The following is a 21,299-nucleotide window of genomic DNA, read 5'->3' on the forward strand; positions in this document are numbered from 1 at the left end:
CCAATGCCTTTCCAACAGATTATCGGCCTCGAAAACGTTTCCATTCGCGGCCGGGCGGATTATGACTGACCCGATCGGGGCGGCTTCAAGCAAATACGAGGATGTCATGACAATACGCGCTGTCGTTTGGGGCGAGAATATCCATGAGCGGACCAACGAGGTGGTCGCCGGCATCTATCCCGAGGGCATGCATGCGACGATCGCCAATGCGCTGAAGGCCGATCCCGGCATTTCCGCAACCTGGGCAACGCTGGAGCAGCCGGAGCATGGCCTGCCGGCCGACCGTCTGGCCGAGACCGATGTCTTGCTGTGGTGGGGACACAAGGACCATGGCGCCGTCGCCGATGAGGTCGTCGAGCGCTTGGCGCGCCGCGTCTGGGAAGGCATGGGGCTGATCGTCCTCCATTCCGGCCATTTCTCGAAGATATTCAAAAAGCTGATGGGCACGCCCTGCACGCTGAAATGGCGTGAGGCCGGCGAGCGCGAGCGGCTGTGGGTGACCAGCCCCAACCACCCGATCGCCGAGGGGATCGGCGAGTATTTCGAGATCGAGTACGAAGAAATGTACGGCGAGCAATTCGCGGTGCCGGAGCCGCTGGAAACGGTGTTCATCTCCTGGTTCCAGGGCGGCGAAGTGTTCAGGTCGGGGCTGACCTATCGTCGCGGCGCCGGCAACATCTTCTATTTCAGGCCAGGCCACGAGACCTACCCGACCTACCACGACGCCACCGTGCAGAAGGTGCTGCGCAACGCCGTGAAATGGGCGCACAACCCGCAAGGTTCCCGTCCAGCCATCCTCGATGCACCGAACGTGCCGGTGGAAAAGGCGCTGGAGCCGATCGTCGAGCGCGGCGGAAAACTTCATGCCGCCGGCGAAGCCGGTTACCGCTAACCGCTTTCCCTGAAGCGACGAACATCGGCAGCAGCGCGGCTCTATCCGAAGTTTCACAACAGGCCCTAAGGAACAGATATCATGCGGCTTTTGATACTCGGCACCGGCTGGATGGCGCAGGAGCACGCCAGGCAGTTCGGCAGGATGGAAGGCGTCGAACTGGTCGGCGCCGTCGATCTCGACCGCAAGCGTGTCGACGAATTTTCAGACACCTACGGCATCCCCAATCGGTTCACGTCGCTGCAGGAAGCCCTTGCGTGGGACAAGTTCGACGTGGCGGCGAACGTAACGCCGGACCGCATCCATCATCCGACCACCATGGCGCTGATTGCAGCGGGCAAGCCTGTGCTGTGCGAGAAGCCGCTGGCCGAAAACTTTGAGAAAGCCAACGAGATGGCGGATGCCGCCGAGCGGGCCGGCATCATCAACATGGTCAACCTGACCTATCGCAACATCGCCGCACTGCAGAAGGCGCGCGCCATAGTGCTGGCCGGCGAGATCGGCCAGATCCGGCATATCGAGGCGTCCTATCTGCAGAGCTGGCTGGTTTCCAAATTCTGGGGCGACTGGCGCACCGATCCGAAATGGCTCTGGCGCCTGTCGCGCGGCCACGGCTCCAATGGCGTGCTTGGTGACGTCGGCATCCACATCCTCGATTTCGCCAGCTATGGCGCGGGGCTCGGCATCGACCATGTGTTCTGCCGGCTGGGAACCTTCGACAAGGCGCCGGGAAACCGGATCGGCGAATACGAGCTCGACGCCAATGACAGCTTCACCATGGCGCTGGATTTCGACAACGGCGCCTTCGGCGTCGTCCATGCCAGCCGCTGGGCGACCGGCCATCTCAACGAATTGCGGTTGCGCATGTATGGCGAGAAGGGCGGCATCGAGGTCGTGCACAATTTGAACGGCTCGGAGCTGAAAGCGTGCATGGGCGAGAACATCGAGAACGCCAGATGGCAGGTCCTCGATGCCGGCTCGGTGCCGACCAACTACCAGCGTTTTGTCGATGCGGTGCGCAACGGCGTTCAGGCCGAGCCATCGTTCCGCCACGCGGCCGAGCTGCAGAAGGTGCTCGACCTTGCGGTGGTCGCCGACGAGAAAAGGACTCAGCTGAGCACCCATGCCGGCACGTAGTGATGCCATTTCAGGAGTCTGAAAAGGAGCCAGCCATGGTCACGCGCCGCGCAGAATGTTGCTGCGGTCAGCTTTCAGCCACCTGTTCGGGCGAGCCCGTACGCGTCTCCGTCTGCCATTGCCTGGCCTGCAAACGGCGCACGGGCAGCGCGTTCAGCTTCAACGCCCGGTTTGCGGAGAACGACGTGTCCATCCAGGGACGCGCGGCGGAGTTCACGCGCATTGGCGACGAGGGCAGCCGCGTCATCTACAGCTTCTGCCGGGATTGCGGCACCACCGTCCATTGTCGGATCGATGTCCAGCCCGGTCTGGTCGCCATTCCGGTGGGTGCCTTCGCCGATCCATCGTTCCCGCCACCGTTCCTGTCGTTCTATCACGACAGCCGGCGCTGTCAGTGGGTTGAGGTCCGCACCGAGCCTCCCGCGACGTTCGGCTGAAGACGCCGGCAGCCTCCGGCTGACGTTTAGGGTCAAAACCCAATCACCATGAATAACCGAGTTCGCCCCTGAGCGGACGCTCGTTCGCGCTCGGCCGAATTCACGCCCATGACCCGTAGCCGACACTCCGCAGCGAGCTGAGAATGCCTGCAACAGGGTCGAAGGCTGTCATTCGAGAACGACCCTAGGCGAGACTGTTGCGGACACTGGAACACCAGAAGAGCCTTGGTGTGCTGCCGGCTGCTGGCATCTCGAGCGGACATCATGAAACCTTTTGATTTTTAAGCCGTTATCGCCGTTATGTCCGAGGCTAAATTCAAGCCGAAATCGGTCGACGGCGCCAAACCGAGCGGCGCTGAAAAGTCGCGTCAGGAAAAGGCATCGACTGTCGAAGCCGCGCCTGAGGTCGACGGCCAGGCCGCGCCACCGCCGGATGTCATCGAACCCGATCCAGAACTGACGCCTGAGGAGGCCGAGCAGGCGCGCAAGAGATACTTGTTGAGGCGTTTCTGGATCAGCGCGCGCGGTTACTGGGGCCGCGGCGGCGATCGGCTCGCTTGGCCGTTCTCAATCGGGCTATTGATCCTGATATGCATCAATGTCGGCTTCCAGTATGGGATCAATGTCTGGAATCGCGCGATTTTCGACGCCATCGAGCAACGCAATGCCCGCACCGTTTATTTCCTGAGCGCCGTATTCCTGCCGCTCGTGCTCGGAAGCGGAAGCCTTGTCGTTGCACAAGTCTACCTTCGTATGACGATTCAGCGCCGCTGGCGTTCCTGGCTCACCACCGCGGCCATCGCGCGCTGGCTCGCAAACGGCCGTTACTATCAGTTGAACCTCGTCGGCGGCGACCACACGAACCCCGAAGCCCGCATTGCGGAGGATCTGCGGATTGCCACCGAATCGCCGGTCGATTTCATCGCCGGTGTCATTAACGCGTTTCTGTCGGCCTCGACCTTTATCCTTGTGCTCTGGACGATCGGTGGGGCTTTGACCCTGACGATCGCAGGTTCGAGCGTCACTGTTCCCGGCTTCCTCGTCATCACTGCGGTCATCTATGCCGCAATCACGTCCACCTCGATGGCGGTCATCGGCCGCCATTTCGTCCGCCTCTCCGAGGAGAAAAATCAGGCGGAAGCCGAATTCCGCTACACGCTGACGCGCGTGCGGGAAAACGGCGAGAGCATCGCATTGCTCGGCGGCGAGGAGGAGGAGCGTAGCGGCATCGACAGGACGTTCGCCGATGTGCTCAGGCAATGGGCGCTCCTTACAGGCCAGCACATGCGCACAGCGCTGGTGTCGCAGGGATCGAGCCTGTTTGCGCCGGTCGTGCCGATTTTGCTTTGCGCTCCAAAATTTCTCGAAGGCAGCATGACGCTTGGACAGGTCATGCAGGCTGCCTCTGCCTTTGCCATCGTACAGGGCGCGTTCGGATGGCTGGTCGACAACTACCCCCGTCTCGCCGACTGGAACGCCTCTGCACGGCGCATCGCCTCGCTGATGATGTCGCTCGACGGGCTCGAGCGCGCGGAACAGAGCGACACCCAGGGTCGCATCACACGCGGCGAAACGAAAGGCGGTGCGATGCTCAGCCTGAACAATCTTTCGGTGTCGCTTGACGACGGCACGGGCGTGGTCAAGGAAACCGAGGTCGTGATCGAGCAGGGCGAGCGGGTGCTCGTGGCCGGCGAATCCGGTTCAGGCAAGAGCACGCTGGTGCGCGCCGTCGCGGGTCTGTGGCCGTGGGGCGGCGGCAGCGTCGATTTCCACGCCGGCAGGCGAATGTTCATGTTGCCGCAACGGCCTTACGTCCCCACAGGGACGCTTCGCCGCGCGGTCGCCTATCCCGCCGCCGCCGATAACTGGACACTGGACAGGATCAATGCTGCCCTCGACAAGGTGGGGCTCGATTATCTCGCCGACAAGATCGAGGAGGACGCGCCCTGGGACCAGACCTTGTCGGGTGGCGAAAAGCAGCGCCTCGCCTTCGCGCGTCTCCTGCTGCACCGTCCCGATATCATCGTGCTGGATGAGGCAACATCGGCGCTCGATGAGACGAGCCAGGACAAGATGATGGAGATGATCATCCACGAACTGCCGAAGGTCACGATCATAAGCGTGGCGCATCGAGCCGAGCTGGAAGCCTTCCATAGCCGCAAGATCACATTGGAGCGGCGCGAGGGCGGCGCAATACTAGTCAGCGATATCGATCTTGTCCCGCGCAAGAGCAGACGGAACTTGCTTGTGCGCTTTCTGGGCACCGGCGCGCCCTACCGAAAGGCAGCATGACCTGAAGTAAAACGACGCTGTGCCAGACAAAAAATTGAAGTCCGCCCGGTCGGCGAGCCGGGGGTACTTGGGCAAGCATGCGCTGTGGAAGGAGGGTCGTGCCGCAAGCCCAAGAAAGGTTTTCCCGGGCGAAACTGGTCATCCATCCCGAGCAGAAAGTCCAACGATCGCTTCTGGCGCTACTTGCTCGTTCCCATCGAAGAGACGAAGGGCAACGTTCAACCCATCTCGGCCATTGGCGGCAGCCAGTTGATTGAATTTGACCCTAGTGCCGCAGGATCTTGCTCAGGAAGGCGCGGCTGCGATCGGTCTTCGGGTGCGAGAAGAACTCATCCGGCGTGCCGCTCTCGACGATGGCGCCGGCGTCCATGAACACCACGCGCTGCGCGACCTTGCGGGCAAAGCCCATTTCGTGCGTCACCACCATCATGGTCATGCCTTCCTCGGCCACCGCGACCATGACGTCGAGCACTTCCGAGATCATCTCGGGATCGAGCGCCGAGGTCGGTTCGTCGAACAGCATGATCTTGGGGCGCATGCCGAGGCAGCGGGCGATCGCTACGCGCTGCTGCTGGCCGCCCGACAGCTGTGACGGATAGGCATTGACCTTGTCGGCCAGGCCGACCTTGGCGAGCAGCTCACGCCCAGCCTTCTCGGCCTCGCTGCGGGGGGTCTTGCGCACATGGATCGGCGCCAGCGTGACGTTCTCGAGCGCCGTCTTGTGCGGGTAGAGGTTGAACGACTGGAAGACGAAGCCGATCTCGGTGCGCAGCCGTGTCATGTTGGTGGTGGGGTCACCGAGGCGCTGGCCGTCGACTGTCAGGTCGCCGTCGCGGATCATCTCCAGTCCGTTGATGCAGCGGATCAAGGTGCTCTTGCCCGAGCCACTCGGGCCGCAGACGACGACCACCTCGCGCGGCTGGACGCTGAGCGTGATGTCCTTGAGCACATTGAGCGAGCCGAACCATTTGTTGACGCCGCGGAACTCGATCATGCCGGCGGAACCTTTGCTGGAGTTCGTCATATCTGCACCTCGCCATGCGCCGCACCCATGCGGCGCTCCAGCCGGCGGGCAAGCATGATCAGCGGATAGCAGACGATGAAATAGCCGAGGCCGACTAGGAAGAAGACCAGCAGGCCGTTCGGCACGCGCTGCACCACCAGCCAGCCGACGCGGGTGAGGTCGGTGAGCCCGATGGCCGAAACGACCGAGGAATCCTTGATCAGCAGCACATATTGGCCGACCAGCGGCGGCAGCACGATGCGCATCGCCTGCGGCAGCACCACCTGGCGCATCCGCTGCCAGCGCGACAGGCCGGACGCCAGCGCCGCCTCGACCTGACCGGTCGGCACGGAGCGGATGCCGGCGACGACGATCTCGCAGATGAAGCAGGCCGCCAGATTGGTCAGCGCGATGATGCCGGCGGTGAAGGCGTCGAGCTCGATGCCGAATTCCGGCAGGATGAAGAAGATCAGGAAGATCTGCACCAGGAACGGCGTGCCGCGGATCAGGTCGACCCAGGTGCCGATCGCGCCGCTGACCACCCAGTTGCCGCCGTTTCTGAGGATCCCGAGGCCAAAGCCGATCAGCGTGCCCAGCACCAGGCTGATCAGCGACAGCATGACGGTCATGCCGAGGCCGCGCAAGGCGAGGGGATAGCTGCCGGCGAGGCTTTGCAGCTGTTGCCAGATCATGCGCGGCTCCTTGCCGGCTGCGAGCCCAGCCAGCGCCCGGACAGCGCCGCCAGTCCCTTGAGGCCGTAGTAGAGCAGGAGGTAGAAGGCGGCGATGGTGACAAACCCTTCCGCCGGCATGAAGCGGTCGGAGGCGAGCAGTTGGCCGGCGCGCGTCAGCTCGGCGACCGAGATCAGCGACAGCAGCGCCGAATCCTTGACCAGCACGATCGCCTGGCCGAGCAGCGGCGGGATTACCACCTTGAACGCCTGCGGCAGGATCACCAGGCGCATGCGCTGGACATAGGTCATCCCCGAGGCGACGCCGGCCTCCACCTGGCCACGCGGAATCGACAGTATGCCGGCGCGGATGATCTCGGCGACATAGGCGCCGCTGTTCAGCGACAGGGCGAGGATACCAACGACGAGCTCCGGCAGGATGAAGCCGAGCCGGGGCAGGCCGAAATAGAGGAAATAGAGCTGCGCCAGCAACGGCGTGGCGCGTACGGCGTCGATGTAGGCCTTGGCCGGCACGCGCAACAGCCGGCCGCGCTGCAGGTTCATGGCGCTGAGCACGATGCCGACGGCAAGCGCGCCGGCAAAGGAGAGGGCAGACAGCCACACGGTCGTGACGAGGCCCTGCCCGAACAGGGGCAGATATTCGACGATGGTGCGGAAGCTGAAGTTTTCGAGCATTGCGGACGGAATGTCTCGGACGGGGTCTATGGGCGACAGCAACGTGCCGGATGGAACCGCGCCGATCCAATCGAGCGCGGTTCCGTCCGGGCGAACCGTTGCTTAGTGGTCCTTCTTCCAGTCGTCGGAATTGACCCAGTAGTCGAGGTTCTTCTGCAGGCGGCCGTCGAGGCTGACCTGGTCGAGGAACAGGTTCATCCAGGTCAGCAGGTCCTGCTCGTCATAGCGCGTGGCGAAGGCCAGCGGCTCTTTCGACAGCATCTCCGGCATGATGGTGAAGCTGCCGGCCGGATAGGCGGTCGACTGGCCCTTGACCGCCGAAACGTCGTTGACGCCGCAATCGGCCTGGCCGTTGCTGACGGCATCGAGCAGCAGCGGGCCGCCGCCCTTGTAGCTCTTGATGTCGGCATCGGGGAAGGCGGCCTTGGCCTCCTTCTCGCCGGTGGCGCCGAGCAGCACAGCGATCTTGGTGCCCTTGGCCTTGCAGTCCTCGGTGGTCTTGAATTTGCTGTCGGCCTTGGTGAAGACGGTGCTGCCCGTATACATATAAGGTTTGGTGAAGGCGACCTTCATTCCCCGCGCCAGCGTCGGTGTCATGTCGGCGACCAGCAGATCGGCCTTGCCGGACAGTAGCGCCGGGATCAAGCCGTCCCAGTCGAAGTCGAGGAAGGTGATCTTGACGCCCATTTCCTTGGCCATCAGTTCGGCAAGCTCGACCGAGCTGCCGGTGCGTTCGCCGGCCGCACCGACCAGCGAGAAGGGCGGTCCTTGTGTCTGCACGGCGACGCGCAGCTCACCGCGCTTGGTGATGTCGTCGAGCGTTCCGGCGCTTGCCGCGGCAGTGAGGCCGGCCAGCGCAAGGCCTGCGATGAAAAGCTTGGCAATCTTCATTGGGTATTCCTCCTTGTTGTCGTGTTCCACGTTGTTGTTCCACCCTTTGGGGTGCTTTTTGAGCGGCAGCGCCGTTGCCGGCGGCGGCCACCGTTCGAAAATCCTTCAGTCCCAGCTGACCGTTTCGGAGACCCGGATGCCGCGCCTGGCCAGTTCATCGAAGAAACGGCCGTCCGGCACATGCAGCAGCGGGTTGAGCAGGCCTGGCGTGACGATCTCGCGTCGCGCCAGCATCTGCGCCACGATGCTTGCGGGATAGCCGACGCCGAGGCTCATGCCGAACAGTCCGGATGCGAGGTCGCGCTCGACGATCAGGTCCGACGTCACCGTCTTGCGGCGGCCGCCCTCGCTGCCGCTGAAGACATTGCGCATCACGCACAGGTCCTTCTCGTCGGCGCCATATTGCAGTTGCGGGCCGAGCAGCCGGCCGAGAAATTCGCGTGGGCTGGTGCCAACGCCGGGCACCTTGTCCTCGGAGAGGAAACCGAGTTCCTTCAGCGGCGCCCAGAACGCCGACCAGCCTGGCCAGCGCAGCGTGTAGCGGCCGCTGCGCTGCAACCCCTTGGTGACGCCAAGCATCTCAATATACCTGGCGGCGTCGCCATTCGGGAAAGCTTCCAGCCTGCCGAGCCCAGCGACCTCGATCTCGTGGATGAAGCGATTGTCGTGCTGGCGGCCGGCCGGCACTTCGATGCGTTGGCCGTCCTCGACCATCACACAGTCGCGGTTTTGGCTCACCAGAACCATGTCGAAATTCCAGCTCACCTTGTAGCACAGCGGCTTGGCCATCGCCTTCGGTTCGGGGATGCCGCCGCAATAGGAATCGATTGTGGTGATGGTGTCGAACTGCCTCGCGGCGCGCGCGTAGAGCGCGAGGTCGATGCCGGGATCGAGCCCGCATTCGGTCATGATCGAAACGCCGGCCGCTTCTGCCGCGGGAGCAAGATCGGCGATGGCCTTGCCGTAATTGGTGGTGACCAGCGGCGTTGCCGTCGTGATCGCCGCCTGCACCGCCTCGCGCATCAGCGGCTGCGGCAGCAGGTCGATGACGGCGTCGACATCCTTCATCACGTCCGCCAGCACTGGACCGATCGCGCCTTCCGGCACGACGAAGCGCACGCGGGCGAGGTTGGTCAGGCCGCCAAGCCGGGCGACACCGTCAGGTGCGGTATCGACGCAGACCACCTGCTCGACGCCGTCGCTGGCGACGAGATCGGCGATCGCCGCCCGGCCTTGCAGGCCGAGGCCGCCGAGAACCGCGATTTTCATGGCATTTCCTTGCGTGCCGGTGTTTCGTCCGACCAGCAGCCTTCCGGCAGGCTGACCCATTTGTTGCAGGAGGCCATGACGACGAAGGTTTCGCTGCGCACGACTTCACCCGGCTCGCCCGCGCCGGGGATCAGTTCGCTGGTGACGCGATAGAGATCTGCGACATCGCCAGCCACCGTCACGTCGACGATGATGTCGAAGCGTCCGGTGACCACGGAGGCCGAGTTCACGAACGGCAGTTCGGCGATACGCTGCGCCAGTTCCCGCGCCCGGCCGCGGCCCTGCGCGTTGATGCCGACGATGGCCGAGATCAGTTCGGGGCGCTCGGTCAGGTTGAGCAGCCCGACGATCTTGAGCAGGTTGCGGTCGAGCAAGTTGCGCAAGCGCATGCGCACCGTCGGCACCGAGACCGCCATCTTTTCGGCGAGGCGGTTGACGCCAAGCTGCGCGTCCTGCGACAGCAGCTTGACCAGTCGCCGGTCGGTCTGATCGAGATGTTCCCGCAAGCGCTCAGGCTTTCATAAAAGGAAAGAATTGGTGGGATTTTCTTTCTGATATGAAAACAGCTTAGGGTGTATCTTTTGAAATCGCAAGAGCGTTCGGCCGCCTGTCAACAAGGCCGGATGGCCGGAAGGCGGGAGGGGTTTGCCAGTGTGGTGGCCGGCCGAGGGCAAGCCGACTAACGCGGCTTCTCGATCCCCGGAATGCCGCCGATCCGTTCGACGAGAAAATCGACTAGCAGGCGGATCCGGGCGATGCCCACGCGCTCCGGGACGATCAGCATACTCAACGGCACGGGAGGCGGGGAATAGCCCGGCAGGATCACTTCCAGCCGGCCGGCTGCGAGGAGATCATCGACAAGCCAGTGATGGGCGGGTGCGATACCGCGCCCGGCGACAAGGGCTTCGCGCGCGGCAAGCCCATGGTCGACCCGAAATCGGCCGCCAAAGGGCACGCCAAGGCGTTCGCCGCCCGGCCCCTGCAGGGCGAGCGTGTCGCTTCCCGCGATGTTCGACATCCGGATGCCTTCATGGCCAGGCAGATCCTGCGGGACAGCCGGTCTGCCCCGCGCTGCCAGATAGGCCGGCGCCGCCACAAGCAGACGCCGGGACTGGCCGAGCGCCCGTAGTTTCATGGAGCTGTCGGTGAGCGGACCGAGGCGAAGCGCGATGTCGACGCCCTCCCGCACGAGGTCAATGCGCTCGTCGGTGAGGCTGAGATCGATCCCGATGCCGGAATAGCGATCCTGAAAGGCGAAGATCAGGTGGCTGACGTGCAAGACCCCGAGCGCCGCCGTGCAGGATATCCGGATCGTGCCGGCCGACGCGCCGCGCGTGCCCCGCGCCTCATCGCCGGCCTGCTCGACGAGGCGCAGGATCTGGACGCTGTCGGCATAGTAACGGCTGCCTTCATCGGTCATCGTCACACGCCGCGTGGTCCTGCTGAGCAAGGGCACGCCGACGGCCTCCTCGAGTTCCCGCAAATGCCGTGTGATCGTCGACTGCCCAACTCCGAGCTCGCGCGCCACCGCCGACAGGCTGCCGCGCTCGGCGACGCGAACGAAGGTGCGCATGCGCTCGAGTGTGATGTCAGACTTATCCATTAATCGGCATAATCTTATGCATTGCACAGATATAGCGGATGATCCCGGGGCTGGCTACCTTTGGCATCCATCATCCTTCTTCGGAGTTGACCCATGAAAGTCCTGCTTGTTTTTGCTCATCCTGAACCGCGTTCGCTCAACGGTGCGCTCTGTAACGTCGCCATCAGGGAACTCGAGGCCCAGGGCCATGAAGTGCGGGTGTCGGACCTCTATGCCGATGGCTGGAAATCCGAGGTGGACCGTGCCGACTTCCCCTCGCTGGCGCCGGACGGGCGGTTCATACCGGTTGCAGCCTCAAAAAAGGCCTTCGACGCCAACGCGCTGACGGAAGATGTCAAAGCCGAGATCGAGAATCTTCTGTGGGCCGATACCCTCATCCTTCAGTTCCCCCTCTGGTGGTTCGCCATGCCGGCGATCCTCAAAGGCTGGGTAGACCGTGTGTTCGCGTACGGGTTCGCCTACGGCGTCGGCGAGCACAGCGATCGGCGATGGGGTGACCGCTACGGTGAGGGGACCCTCGCTGGGAAGCGCGCAATGTTGATCGTGACTGCCGGTGGCTGGGAGGAGCATTACGCCCCTCGCGGGGTCAACGGACCGATCGACGACCTGCTGTTCCCGATCAATCACGGGATCCTTCACTACCCGGGCTACGACGTGCTTCCGCCGTTCGTGGTCTACAGAGTGGACCGTTTCGGGGAGGCCGATTTCGAGCCTGTCGCGGAGCGGCTGCGCGAAAGGATGCGGACGCTCGAGACAATCCGGCCGATTCCTTATCGGCGGCAGAACGGCGGTGACTACCACATCCCGAGCATGCAGCTCCGCCCCGAGCTGGGCGATCCGGGTGCGACGGGCTTCGCGCTTCACGAGGATCGCGCCGGCACAACCGTCAAGCCGGCGACGCCGCGTTCGACTTTGCGGGACGTGGCCTGACGCAGGATCCCGAAAAGATCATGGTCAGGCAAGGCGCCCGAAACCTATGGCCCGAACCTATATGATGAATCAACGACCGGCCCGGAAGATCGCCACCGCCGCGGCCGTGAGCGCGTCATTGCCTGATGCCGTAGTGCCGTCCGGAAGCTCCTTGCCGTCTTCCAGCCCGACGCGTGTCGACCAGTTGCGCTCCGCCGCCCTGTGCACGAACGGCCACACCGTGGCGTCGGAACCATGCAGCAGGATAGCCCGACGCATTCCGGCGCGCTCGAGCACTGCCGCGATACCGTTGCTGACCTCCAGCGCCGCGTCCGGCTCCTGTTCGCCGATCTCGATCAGGATGCGCAGCACCTGGCGGCCATGGTCGAGGCGCACCAGGCGCTCGGCATCGGCGACGGAGGCGAGCCCGGCCTCGATCCCGATGCCGCGCTGCCGCAGGCTTTGCATGACCTCGGGCGCGGCTTCCTCGCTCAGATTGACTGACGCGTAGTCGGGCAGCTCGCTCCAGCCGGCGATCGCGGCCAGCGTGCGCCCGTCGTCGTTCTCGATCCAGGCGCCTGTCGACACGCCGATCAGCGTTCCCGGGCAGGCGCGGCGCAGCGCAAATACAGTCCGGTCCATTGCCTCAGGCGCGAGGCTTTCCCTGCCGTCGAGCCCGCGCGCATGGACATGCAGCTCGGCAGCACCGGCGGCGACGCAGGCCGTGCCGTCGTGCGCCATGGCGTCCGCATCAAGCGGCAGGCGCGGGTGGAAATCGGCGCTGCGCGCGCCATTGATGCAGGTCTGGACAATCATTCTGAAGGACAGCCCGGTTGCGGTTGCAGCCAGTCTAGCGCATGCCCCTGAAAACCGGAATCGGTCCGGCGCGCATTGCTGACAGGCATCCCTGCTAGGATAATGCGTTGCGCCTTCTAAGGACGCGCGGCGCTGTAGTATGGCTTTGAATGCGAAATTCGCTCATTGCGCTGCACCAAAGTGATACGATTTTGGATTCGCCATGCCGGCCGAAAGGATATTTGCATATGAGCGAACTCAAGGTCAGGACCCGCACCACCGGCGCGCTTGCGGTGCTGCATCCGGGCGGCTTGCCTGTCGTCACCACGCCGACCGGCGGTTCGGTCGATGTCGTGACCGGGGCCAGCGCGCCGGGCTTCAACCCGCTCGACCTGCTCTATGCCTCGCTCGCCGCCTGCATGGTGCTGAGCGCGCGCATCGCAGCCACGCGGATGGGTATCGCCGCCAGCCTCGGCGAGGTCCGCGCCGAGGTGAGCGGCGAAAAGGCTGATGGCGACGTCTCCCGCATCGGAAAATTCACGATCACGCTCGACATCTCAGGCGATCTCGACGAAGCGACGAAACAGCGGATCGTCGCGGACGCCGAAACGATCTGCACGGTCAGCAACACGCTGCGAGCGACGCCCGAGCTTCACACGACTCTTGCTGGGTGACCGCTGCCCGTCGTCCGCCTTCCACGCATCGTCTGAGGCCGCCCATGGCACACATCTCCCAGATCGACTACGACACGGCCTCGCCTGAAATCCGCGCGGCGCACGACGAGGAACTGCGCTTGCGCAGCCGGATGACGAACATGAAGCGCATCCTGCTGCAGCGTCTCAGCGAGGCGGCCAGTCGTAGGCGATATAGTCCCTCGCATCCTCCGCGGCCTTGGCGCCGAAAACCTCGCCCGCCAGCCACAACGCCATTTCGATGCCCGATATGACGCCCGCTGCGGTGACGACCTTGCCGTCGCGCACGAAGCGCTGCCCTGCAATCACCTCCGAGGTGCCCAGCGCACGAAGCTCGTCGAGAAAGCGGTGGTGCGTGGTGATCTTGCTGCCGGTCACCAGCCCGCAATTGGCAAGCAGGAAAGATCCCGTGCAGACACTGGTCAGCCACCGGCACTGGCTGGCGGCCTGTTTCATCCATGCCGCTGTCGGCTCGTCGGGAATGCGCCGGGCGCCGCTGCCGCCTGGCACCAGCACGACATCGAGCACCGGCGCCGTTTCAAACGTCGCATCGGGCAGCACCCGCATGCCTTTCTCGCACAGAATCGGCTGCAGCGATGCCGCCACGGTCAGCACCCTGTCGGCGGGCGAAGCGGCCGCCGTCAGCACTTCCCAGGGGCCGACGAAGTCGAGTTCCTCGGCGGCATTGAAAAGCAGAATTCCTATCGTTGCGGGCATCGGCTCAGGTTCCGTTTCGAAGGCGATGTTCGATGTCGGCCATAACGTCTTGCCTTTTGTAAGCCTTGCAGCCGGTCACCGCCATCCAAAGCATGCGAAACGTCGATGAACAGTGCTGGCGAGGCGATCACTTCGCAGGAAACGGGTGGTCCGCGGGCGCTGCTTCACCCATCTCTGATGGCAGGCACGCTATTGGAGGCAAAGCCATGACCATCCATTCGATAGGCTCGAAAGCGGCGGTGAAATCGGCTGAGGCGCGCCTCGCCGGCCACGACTGGCAGGCCCTGGCCGGTGAGTTGAGCGGCTATGGCTGCGCGGCGATGGAAAAGCTGCTGACGCCTGAGGAGTGCCGGCAGATCGCGGCGCTTTACCCGCAGGAAGAGCATTTCCGCAGCCATGTCCACATGGCGCGGCACGGTTTCGGCAAGGGCGAGTATCGCTATTTCCGCTATCCCTTGCCCGACCTGATCGGCGGCTTGCGCACCGCGCTCTATCCGCGGCTGGCCGAAGTCGCCAATGACTGGAACCAGCGCCTAGGGCTTGCCCAGCGCTACCCGGCCGAGCACGCCGCCTTCCTCAGGCAATGTCACGAGCAGGGCCAGACGCGGCCGACGCCGCTGCTGCTGCAATATGTCCCCGGCGACTTCAACTGCCTGCACCAGGATCTTTACGGCGATCTCGCCTTTCCGCTGCAGGTGGCGATCCTGCTCTCCGAACCAGGCAAGGATTTCACCGGCGGCGAGTTCGTGCTGACCGAGCAGCGGCCGCGCATGCAAAGCCGCGCCGAGGTGGTGCCGCTCAGCCAGGGCGACGCTGTCGCCTTCGCCGTCCACAACCGCCCGGTGCAAGGCACGAAAGGCAATTACCGGGTCAATTTGCGCCACGGCGTCAGCCGCCTGCGCTCCGGCCTGCGCCATACGGTGGGGATTATTTTTCACGATGCGAAGTAGAGGTACGGCGCCGAAGCTGCCAATCTCCCCCCTCGAGGGGGGAGATTGGCCGTCACCCGCCGCTTCGCCATCTTCATCATTGCATGCGGCGCTTCCGCCTCTTCCACCAATGCTGCCGATCGCGTAAAGGCCCCGGGCAAATCCCTCACTCCCGCATCAACCTCCCCGGAAAACCATGATTCGTCTCGAAAGCATCGGCAAGCAGAACGGCCGCCAGCTCGTCTTTATCGAGGCCTCCGCCGCCCTGCAGAAGGGCGAGAAGGTCGGGCTCGTTGGCCCCAACGGCGCCGGCAAGACGACGCTGTTTCGCATGATCACCGGGGAGGAGCAGCCCGACGAGGGCCAGGTCTCGGTCGATCGCGGCGTAACCATCGGCTATTTCAGCCAGGATGTCGGCGACATGGCCGGGCGCAGTGCCGTCGCCGAAGTCATGGATGGCGCCGGGCCGGTGAGCGAAGTGGCAGCCGAAATGCGCGAGCTCGAGGCCGCCATGGCCGACCCCGCGCGATCAGGCGAGATGGACGAGATCATCGCCCGCTACGGCGATCTGCAGGCGCGTTTCGAGGAGCTCGATGGCTATGCGCTGGATGGCCGGGCGCGTGAGGTGCTTGACGGCCTCGGCTTCAGCCAGGAGATGATGGACGGCGACGTCGCAAAACTCTCCGGCGGCTGGAAGATGCGTGTCGCACTTGCCAGGATCCTGTTGATGCGCCCCGACGCCATGCTGCTCGACGAGCCGAGCAACCATCTCGATCTCGAAAGCCTGATCTGGCTGGAAGAGTTCCTGAAGAACTACGACGGCGCGTTGCTGATGACCTCGCACGACCGCGAGTTCATGAACCGCATCGTCAACAAGGTGGTGGAGATCGACGGCGGCTCGCTGACCGCTTACTCCGGCAACTATGAGTTCTACCAGCAGCAGCGGGCGATTGCCGACCGGCAGCAGCAGGCGCAGTTCGAGCGCCAGCAGGCGATGCTGGCCAAGGAGATCGCCTTCATCGAGCGCTTCAAGGCGCGCGCCTCGCATGCCGCACAAGTGCAGAGCCGGGTGAAGAAGCTGGACAAGATCGACCGCGTCGAACCGCCCAAGCGCCGCCAGACCGTGTCGTTCGATTTCCAGCCGGCGCCGCGCTGCGGCGAGGACGTGGTGACGCTGAAGAACATCCACAAGCGCTACGGCAGCCGCTCGATCTATGCGGGGCTGGATTTCCAGGTACGCCGCCGCGAGCGCTGGTGCGTCATGGGCATCAACGGCGCCGGCAAGTCGACGCTGCTGAAGCTGGTCGCCGGCGCCTCAGAGCCCGACGACGGCACAGTGGCTCGCGGCCCTAGCGTCAAGATGGGCTATTTCGCCCAGCACGCCATGGAGCTGCTGGAGGGCGAGCGCACCGTGTTCAAGACGCTGGAGGATGCATTTCCGCAGGCCGGCCAGGCGCCGCTCAGGGCGCTCGCCGGCTGCTTCGGTTTTTCCGGCGATGAGATCGACAAGAAATGCCGGGTGCTGTCGGGCGGCGAGAAGGCGCGGCTGGTGATGGCGCTGATGCTGTTCGACCCGCCCAACCTTCTGGTGCTGGACGAGCCGACCAACCACCTCGATATCGCCACCAAGGAGATGCTGATCACAGCGCTCTCGCAATATGAAGGCACCATGCTGTTCGTCTCGCACGACCGCCATTTCCTGGCGGCGCTCTCGAACCGGGTGCTGGAACTGACACCCGACGGCATCCACACCTATGGCGGCGGCTATACGGAGTATGTCGAGAGGACGGGGCAGGAGGCGCCTGGGTTAAGGGGGTAGGGGCCGGCAGCGCTCATCTTGCGACGTTGCGATTGGCGAAATCCGTGGTGACAGCCGATCTCCCCCGTTTTGGGGAGATTGGCAGCTCCGGCGCTGCGCCCGTGCGTCTAGCAGGGGTTCAAGCCCTGGCTCCAATGCGGTATCCAGCGAATTCAAGGAGCCCTTCGATGACCTCAGACGTTCAGGATACAGCCGGCATGACCGCCGATGACGAGCGCGCCCGTGAGGCCGACGCCACCTGGCAAGACGATGTCCGCGAGGGCGTGCGGCATGTGCGCGATCTCGATTCGCTACCACTTTCGCCAGCCGAGCGCGCTGCTGCTCAAGCCGCGGCCACGCACCACAAGGTTCGCATCCCCAAAACCTATCTCGACCTGATCGATTGGAGCGATCCCGCCGACCCCATACGGGCGCAGGTCATTCCTTCGCCCGACGAACTGGCCGAGCAGGAAGGCGAGCTCGACGATCCGATCGCCGATCATGCCTTCAGCCCCGTGCCGAGGTTGACGCATCGCCATGCCGACCGGGTTCTGTTGTTCCCGACCTATCAATGCGCGGTCTATTGCCGGTTCTGCTTTCGCAAGGAGTCCCTGACCTCGATCGGCCGCGGCTATTCGCGCGAAGCCCTTGACGAGGCCTTCGCCTATATCGAGGCCCATCCCGAGATCCGCGAGGTGATCCTGACTGGTGGCGACCCGCTGTCCCTGCCGGACAAGGCGCTGGCGGAAATCCGCGCCCGCATCGAGGCGGTTCCGCATGTGCGGCTCTTGCGCATCCACACGCGCGTGCCTGTCGCTCTGCCCTCCCGCATTACATCAGGGCTGGTTGCGGCCTTGCAGGGCCGGCTGATGGTGACGGTGGTCACCCATTTCAACCATCCGCGCGAAATCACTTCACGTGCCGAGCAGGCCTGCCGCACCCTGAGGCAAGGCGGCTTCGTGCTGCTGAACCAGAGCGTTCTCCTGAAAGGCGTGAACGACACCGTCGAGGTGCTGGAAGAGCTGTGCCGGGAGCTGATGTACCGCCTCGGCGTCAAGCCCTATTACCTGCACCACGGCGATCTCGCGCGCGGCATGGCGCACCGGCGCACCACGATCGCCGAGGGACAGGCGCTGGTCAGCGCCTTGCGCGCGCGCCTGTCGGGCATATGCAACCCCGGCTATGTGCTGGACCTTCCTCAGGGCGGAGGGAAGGTGCTGCTGGGCCCATGCTGTGTTGAGGCGCGGGAGGGGGAGACGTGGCGGATTCGTGGGCTTGATGGCGAGGTGAGGGCGTATAGGGAGGTTGTGGAGGAGTAGGGCGTCTTCGAAGAGGCTCCTCGCCCCACGGGGCGCTGCAAAGCGGCCGGAGAGGGGGCCTTCGACATTCTCGACAAGGCCAGCAACGAGGTTAGCCGGCACGATTGTGGCGGGCTGTTCGTTTTCATAGGCGCCAACGCTGAGACCGAGTGGCTGCCGGCCGATGTCGTGCGCGATGCACGGGGATATGTGCTGACCGGGGACGATGTGAAGAAGGCCCGGCGCTGGTCGCACGGCCGCGACCCTTACCTGCTCGAGACCAGCGCGCCCGGCGTTTTTGCATGCGGCGACGTACACCTGAGCCCGGTCAAGCGGGTTGCGTCGGCTGTCGGAGAAGGGAGCACGGCGATCGCGTTCGTCCACCAATTCTGGCGAATGACGAGAAGGCCCGCCGTAGCCGAAGCTAGACAGGCCGGCCGCTCATGCAGTTGAAAAACGCGCTGGTCGAATAGCTTTGGACGCCAGCGGCGCGCATATCGACTTCTCCGTCTCGGCTTCGCCGCGCGACCCCTCTCCCACGGGGGCGAGGAACCCAGGTTCTGCGATGCCAGCCCGGCCGCACCAGCCGCCCGCGCGCGCCTGCTTGGAACCGGACTACGCGCCCCGCATTTTATGAGCAGGGGCGAAGGAGCGCGGCGTGAAGGCTTTGTTGGGAATAGCTGGCGGCTTCGTCCTGACCCTTGCGATATTCGGCAGCGGACTGGCCTTCGCCATCTGGCTTCTTACCGCCGAGCCCCCGCACCGGGTCACGGCTACAGTCAGCGTGCCGGAACTGTGGACCAGGAATGCGCGGCCGGTGAACAAGGCGGCCCAGAACTTCGAGCGCGTACCCGCCCAGCAGGAACCGACCGCGAAAGCGGCCGATGCCTCGGCCGGCACCGCGCCTGCGGCGCCGCCCGACCCTACCACTACGGCAGCCGTCCAGCCTGCCTTGCCAAAGGAGCAGCAACAGGCCGAACTGCCGGCCATCCATGTCGAGTGGTGCGCGAGCCGCTACCGCAGCTATCGTCCGGACGACAACAGCTACATGTCCTACAGCGGAGAGCAGCGCCCCTGCATCTCGCCCTATCTCGATGCCGGCGCGGCCGAGCCCGCCGCGCAGCCTGACGAGACAGTAGGCTACGCCGAGGCGAACGACGCCTGGATGGACGGCTACGCCACGACGGACGAGGGGGACGGCGCCCAGCTTTCATCCGACCACGTGGACTATTGCTTCAGCCGCTATCGCTCCTACCGGCCGGAAGACAATAGCTACCAGCCCTACTCCGGCGGCCCGCGCAGGCAGTGCGAGTAGGCGAGGGCTAAGCGGCGTCTTTTCGTCGGGAGAGACAGATGATCAGAAAACTCAAATCCGGAAAATACCGGCTCTACTCGCGCAAGAAGGATGAAAAGACCGGCCGCCGCCGCAATCTCGGCACCTTCGACACCCGCGAAGCGGCCGAGAAGCACGAACGCGAGGTGCAGCATTTTAAGAGGCATTGAGCGGGGAAGCGCCGGGAAGCACGACAGCACTGTTGGCTAGGCCGGTGAGCCGTGATCCGCCGCTGTAGCCCTTAGGAAGCCTGCTGCGCGCGCGCCCTGGGTCGAGGTTCAAGCCCGCGTCGCACAGAATTTCACCAGTGCAGCCACACCTTCAGCGTGGCCGAGCCAATGCCGAGGCGCTGAAATTGCGGCCGCCGATCGTGGGAGGCGAGCTCTGCGCTGTCCCATACCACGGTATTGGGGCAGGCGGCGCGCAGCTCGGCGATGAGTGAGGCGGTCATGGGGGATCTCCAAGCATCATAGAGGCGCTGGCACGCCTGAGTCACGTGGAGCCAAGGGTTTGGGGTTCCGCTCGAGACGTGAGTCGTTGCCAACAGGTTCCTCTGGCTTCAGCCAATTCGGCCGAATAAGTCATTGCTGTGATCTGAACCGCCGCGACCATCTTCTTCATCCGCGTACTGGCCGAGCAATGCACCCAAGGCATTATCATCCAGCGGCGCTGCCAAAACAGTTTCATTGTATTCGAGGACCCGCATAATCCTTGTATCTTTTGGCTTCCTTCCCTCAGTACGAAAGGCCCACTGTACCTTCATCGTATCGAAAATGTGCGGACGCAGGCTATCATTCGCGACCAGTTGCCAGAACTGTTCATCCTCGATCTTGAAAAGCCGCTCTCGGCCTGAGCCATCTTTGCCCTTCCATTGCCGTTGCCTATCGCCACGCCCAGTTTGGAGACGTGACCGTGACAGAATCAGTTGCGACACGCCATGGCCCGTCATCGGAATCTTTTTCTTTCGGCGGAAGCGCCACGTGTAATCTTCCAAAGTCACTACGCTTGATAGGAAACACGTCTGTGTCAGCGAACCCGATACCTTCACATTAGAGTCAGCAGCGCATGCGTCATAAAATTTGTTTCGAGTCTCGTATTCCTCACGAAACTGCCGTGGGCGAACGCCTATTTTTTTTGAGTTCTGAGACGTCTTTTTGCAGAAATGATTTAGTCGCCTCGCTTATGATCAGCGCGTTTGTTTGGCATTTCACACGATCGTCGATTGCAGCCTGCGTAAGAGTTTTGGCTTGCTCAGCAACCAACTGGCCCACATAGGCGCCTGCAAGCTCGGACCAATAGGCCGGCTCATGTCCGGTGAGCCCCTTGATGAACCCTGTCCCGATGTCACTTTCAAGCGCGCTCCAAAGTATACCGCCGGCTGCCACCGCTACTCCCAATTTGGTCTTGAACGATCCAACCTCAGGCGGCAGTACCAGAATTTGATATTCGAGTTGTCCTTCAAATAAGTGCTGGTTGAACGCGGCGATGATCGCCTTTGCCTGTGCGGCAGTCTCAATGAAAGTTTGGAGTAGGATGTGGTGTTCGGGTACATCGAAGTGGATCGGAATAATCTCTATCGCACTTTCCCCGCCGATCAAAAAATCTGCCACCCCATTTGCCCTTTTGCTGTGCCCATGAACAATATTCCAGCGGTACAGCGCAAGCTTGTGTTTGCGAAGTTGAAGCCCCCGCCTCAACCACCATTATATAGCTTTTCCTTGAATGCGTGCAAAGCACGCCTCGCCCCGCCCACGGCATTGAACTCGGGTTAACGGCGGTTTCGGGATTGCGACGGTTCTGATTCTGTTGGTGGCGTTGATTCGGAGAGCACCGCCATGCCTGAGACTGCCGAGAAGCCGCGTCTGCGGCTGTTGCTGGACCATTTCGCCCTGATCGAGGATGACCGGGAGGGGTGGCGGGTGGCGCATCCGCTGTCTG

The 21,299-nt window shown here is 63.6% G+C and carries 23 protein-coding genes; 11 read left to right on the plus strand and 12 right to left on the minus strand.

The features are described 5' to 3' along the window. Positions 1-106: 106 nt before the first annotated feature. The 4 genes from EN859_RS30470 to EN859_RS30485 all read left to right on the plus strand — a co-directional run bounded on the left by EN859_RS30470 (position 107) and on the right by EN859_RS30485 (position 4,758). Entirely contained in the window at positions 107-892 is a 786-nt protein-coding gene (locus EN859_RS30470; RefSeq protein WP_127856965.1) for a ThuA domain-containing protein, read from the plus strand. An 81-nt stretch (positions 893-973) separates the two neighbouring features. Then, positions 974-2,029, plus strand: a complete 1,056-nt coding sequence (locus EN859_RS30475; RefSeq protein ID WP_127856966.1) for a Gfo/Idh/MocA family oxidoreductase — start codon at positions 974-976, stop codon at positions 2,027-2,029. A 35-nt stretch (positions 2,030-2,064) separates the two neighbouring features. Next, positions 2,065-2,466, plus strand: a complete 402-nt coding sequence (locus EN859_RS30480; RefSeq protein WP_127856967.1) for a GFA family protein — start codon at positions 2,065-2,067, stop codon at positions 2,464-2,466. Between the two features lie 300 nt (positions 2,467-2,766). Next, positions 2,767-4,758 carry an ABC transporter ATP-binding protein/permease gene (locus tag EN859_RS30485; RefSeq protein ID WP_127856968.1) on the plus strand — a complete coding sequence of 664 codons (1,992 nt, stop codon included), beginning with the start codon at positions 2,767-2,769 and terminating at the stop codon, positions 4,756-4,758. 265 nt (positions 4,759-5,023) lie between these two features. On the opposite strand, the gene EN859_RS30490 is transcribed toward EN859_RS30485, so the two are convergent. The 7 genes from EN859_RS30490 to EN859_RS30520 all read right to left on the minus strand — a co-directional run bounded on the left by EN859_RS30490 (position 5,024) and on the right by EN859_RS30520 (position 10,890). Then, positions 5,024-5,782: an amino acid ABC transporter ATP-binding protein gene (locus tag EN859_RS30490; RefSeq protein ID WP_281015640.1), complete on the minus strand. Its 759-nt coding sequence runs from the start codon at positions 5,780-5,782 to the stop codon at positions 5,024-5,026. Further along, positions 5,779-6,453 carry an amino acid ABC transporter permease gene (locus tag EN859_RS30495; RefSeq protein ID WP_127856969.1) on the minus strand — a complete coding sequence of 225 codons (675 nt, stop codon included), beginning with the start codon at positions 6,451-6,453 and terminating at the stop codon, positions 5,779-5,781. The genes EN859_RS30490 and EN859_RS30495 overlap by 4 nt, the downstream gene beginning before the upstream one ends. Beyond that, the gene (locus tag EN859_RS30500) at positions 6,450-7,127 is read right to left on the minus strand and encodes an amino acid ABC transporter permease (protein WP_127856970.1); all 678 of its coding nucleotides are present in this window, start codon (positions 7,125-7,127) and stop codon (positions 6,450-6,452) included. Before EN859_RS30500 ends, EN859_RS30495 begins: the two co-directional genes overlap by 4 nt. 102 nt (positions 7,128-7,229) lie before the next feature. After that, positions 7,230-8,018 carry an ABC transporter substrate-binding protein gene (locus tag EN859_RS30505; protein WP_127856971.1) on the minus strand — a complete coding sequence of 263 codons (789 nt, stop codon included), beginning with the start codon at positions 8,016-8,018 and terminating at the stop codon, positions 7,230-7,232. Between the two features lie 105 nt (positions 8,019-8,123). Then, positions 8,124-9,287, minus strand: a complete 1,164-nt coding sequence (locus EN859_RS30510; protein ID WP_127856972.1) for a saccharopine dehydrogenase C-terminal domain-containing protein — start codon at positions 9,285-9,287, stop codon at positions 8,124-8,126. Further along, a complete protein-coding gene (locus EN859_RS30515; protein ID WP_127856973.1) occupies positions 9,284-9,793 on the minus strand; it encodes an Lrp/AsnC family transcriptional regulator in 510 nt (169 codons plus the stop codon). Before EN859_RS30515 ends, EN859_RS30510 begins: the two co-directional genes overlap by 4 nt. A gap of 173 nt (positions 9,794-9,966) precedes the next feature. Next, entirely contained in the window at positions 9,967-10,890 is a 924-nt protein-coding gene (locus tag EN859_RS30520; RefSeq protein WP_127856974.1) for a LysR family transcriptional regulator, read from the minus strand. A 93-nt stretch (positions 10,891-10,983) separates the two neighbouring features. On the opposite strand from EN859_RS30520, the gene EN859_RS30525 reads away from it, so the two are divergent. Next, positions 10,984-11,820 carry an NAD(P)H-dependent oxidoreductase gene (locus EN859_RS30525; RefSeq protein ID WP_127856975.1) on the plus strand — a complete coding sequence of 279 codons (837 nt, stop codon included), beginning with the start codon at positions 10,984-10,986 and terminating at the stop codon, positions 11,818-11,820. A 69-nt stretch (positions 11,821-11,889) separates the two neighbouring features. On the opposite strand, the gene EN859_RS30530 is transcribed toward EN859_RS30525, so the two are convergent. Then, positions 11,890-12,615 carry a 3-keto-5-aminohexanoate cleavage protein gene (locus EN859_RS30530; RefSeq protein WP_127856976.1) on the minus strand — a complete coding sequence of 242 codons (726 nt, stop codon included), beginning with the start codon at positions 12,613-12,615 and terminating at the stop codon, positions 11,890-11,892. A 227-nt stretch (positions 12,616-12,842) separates the two neighbouring features. Between EN859_RS30530 and EN859_RS30535 the strand changes: the two genes are divergently transcribed. Next, positions 12,843-13,268 (plus strand): OsmC family protein, encoded by a 426-nt coding sequence (locus tag EN859_RS30535; protein WP_127856977.1) that lies wholly within the window; start codon positions 12,843-12,845, stop codon positions 13,266-13,268. 165 nt (positions 13,269-13,433) lie between these two features. On the opposite strand, the gene EN859_RS30545 is transcribed toward EN859_RS30535, so the two are convergent. Continuing rightward, complete coding sequence (locus tag EN859_RS30545; RefSeq protein ID WP_127856979.1) at positions 13,434-14,003, minus strand: DJ-1/PfpI family protein; 570 nt, start codon at positions 14,001-14,003, stop codon at positions 13,434-13,436. A gap of 206 nt (positions 14,004-14,209) precedes the next feature. Between EN859_RS30545 and EN859_RS30550 the strand changes: the two genes are divergently transcribed. The 5 genes from EN859_RS30550 (at position 14,210) to EN859_RS30575 (ending at position 19,531) form a co-directional block, all read left to right on the plus strand. Beyond that, on the plus strand, positions 14,210-14,953 hold the full coding sequence (locus EN859_RS30550; RefSeq protein ID WP_127856980.1) for a 2OG-Fe(II) oxygenase: 744 nt from the start codon (positions 14,210-14,212) through the stop codon (positions 14,951-14,953). A 175-nt stretch (positions 14,954-15,128) separates the two neighbouring features. Continuing rightward, complete coding sequence (locus tag EN859_RS30555) at positions 15,129-16,751, plus strand: ABC-F family ATP-binding cassette domain-containing protein (RefSeq protein WP_127856981.1); 1,623 nt, start codon at positions 15,129-15,131, stop codon at positions 16,749-16,751. A gap of 197 nt (positions 16,752-16,948) precedes the next feature. Further along, a complete protein-coding gene (locus EN859_RS30560; protein WP_127856987.1) occupies positions 16,949-18,049 on the plus strand; it encodes a KamA family radical SAM protein in 1,101 nt (366 codons plus the stop codon). Between the two features lie 637 nt (positions 18,050-18,686). Continuing rightward, positions 18,687-19,343 (plus strand): BA14K family protein, encoded by a 657-nt coding sequence (locus tag EN859_RS30570; RefSeq protein WP_127856982.1) that lies wholly within the window; start codon positions 18,687-18,689, stop codon positions 19,341-19,343. A gap of 38 nt (positions 19,344-19,381) precedes the next feature. Continuing rightward, positions 19,382-19,531 (plus strand): hypothetical protein, encoded by a 150-nt coding sequence (locus EN859_RS30575; RefSeq protein ID WP_127856983.1) that lies wholly within the window; start codon positions 19,382-19,384, stop codon positions 19,529-19,531. Between the two features lie 131 nt (positions 19,532-19,662). Here EN859_RS30575 and EN859_RS38370 read toward each other — a convergent pair whose 3' ends face one another. From EN859_RS38370 to EN859_RS30585, 3 genes are all read right to left on the minus strand, one after another. Next, a complete protein-coding gene (locus EN859_RS38370; RefSeq protein ID WP_189502343.1) occupies positions 19,663-19,812 on the minus strand; it encodes a hypothetical protein in 150 nt (49 codons plus the stop codon). 108 nt (positions 19,813-19,920) lie between these two features. Next, on the minus strand, positions 19,921-20,355 hold the full coding sequence (locus EN859_RS30580) for a hypothetical protein (RefSeq protein WP_127856984.1): 435 nt from the start codon (positions 20,353-20,355) through the stop codon (positions 19,921-19,923). Between the two features lie 106 nt (positions 20,356-20,461). Beyond that, complete coding sequence (locus tag EN859_RS30585; RefSeq protein WP_127856985.1) at positions 20,462-20,971, minus strand: hypothetical protein; 510 nt, start codon at positions 20,969-20,971, stop codon at positions 20,462-20,464. Positions 20,972-21,299: the final 328 nt, after the last annotated feature.

The sequence above is a fragment of the Mesorhizobium sp. M00.F.Ca.ET.216.01.1.1 genome, from assembly GCF_004010325.2.
Classification (GTDB): Bacteria; Pseudomonadota; Alphaproteobacteria; order Rhizobiales; family Rhizobiaceae; genus Mesorhizobium.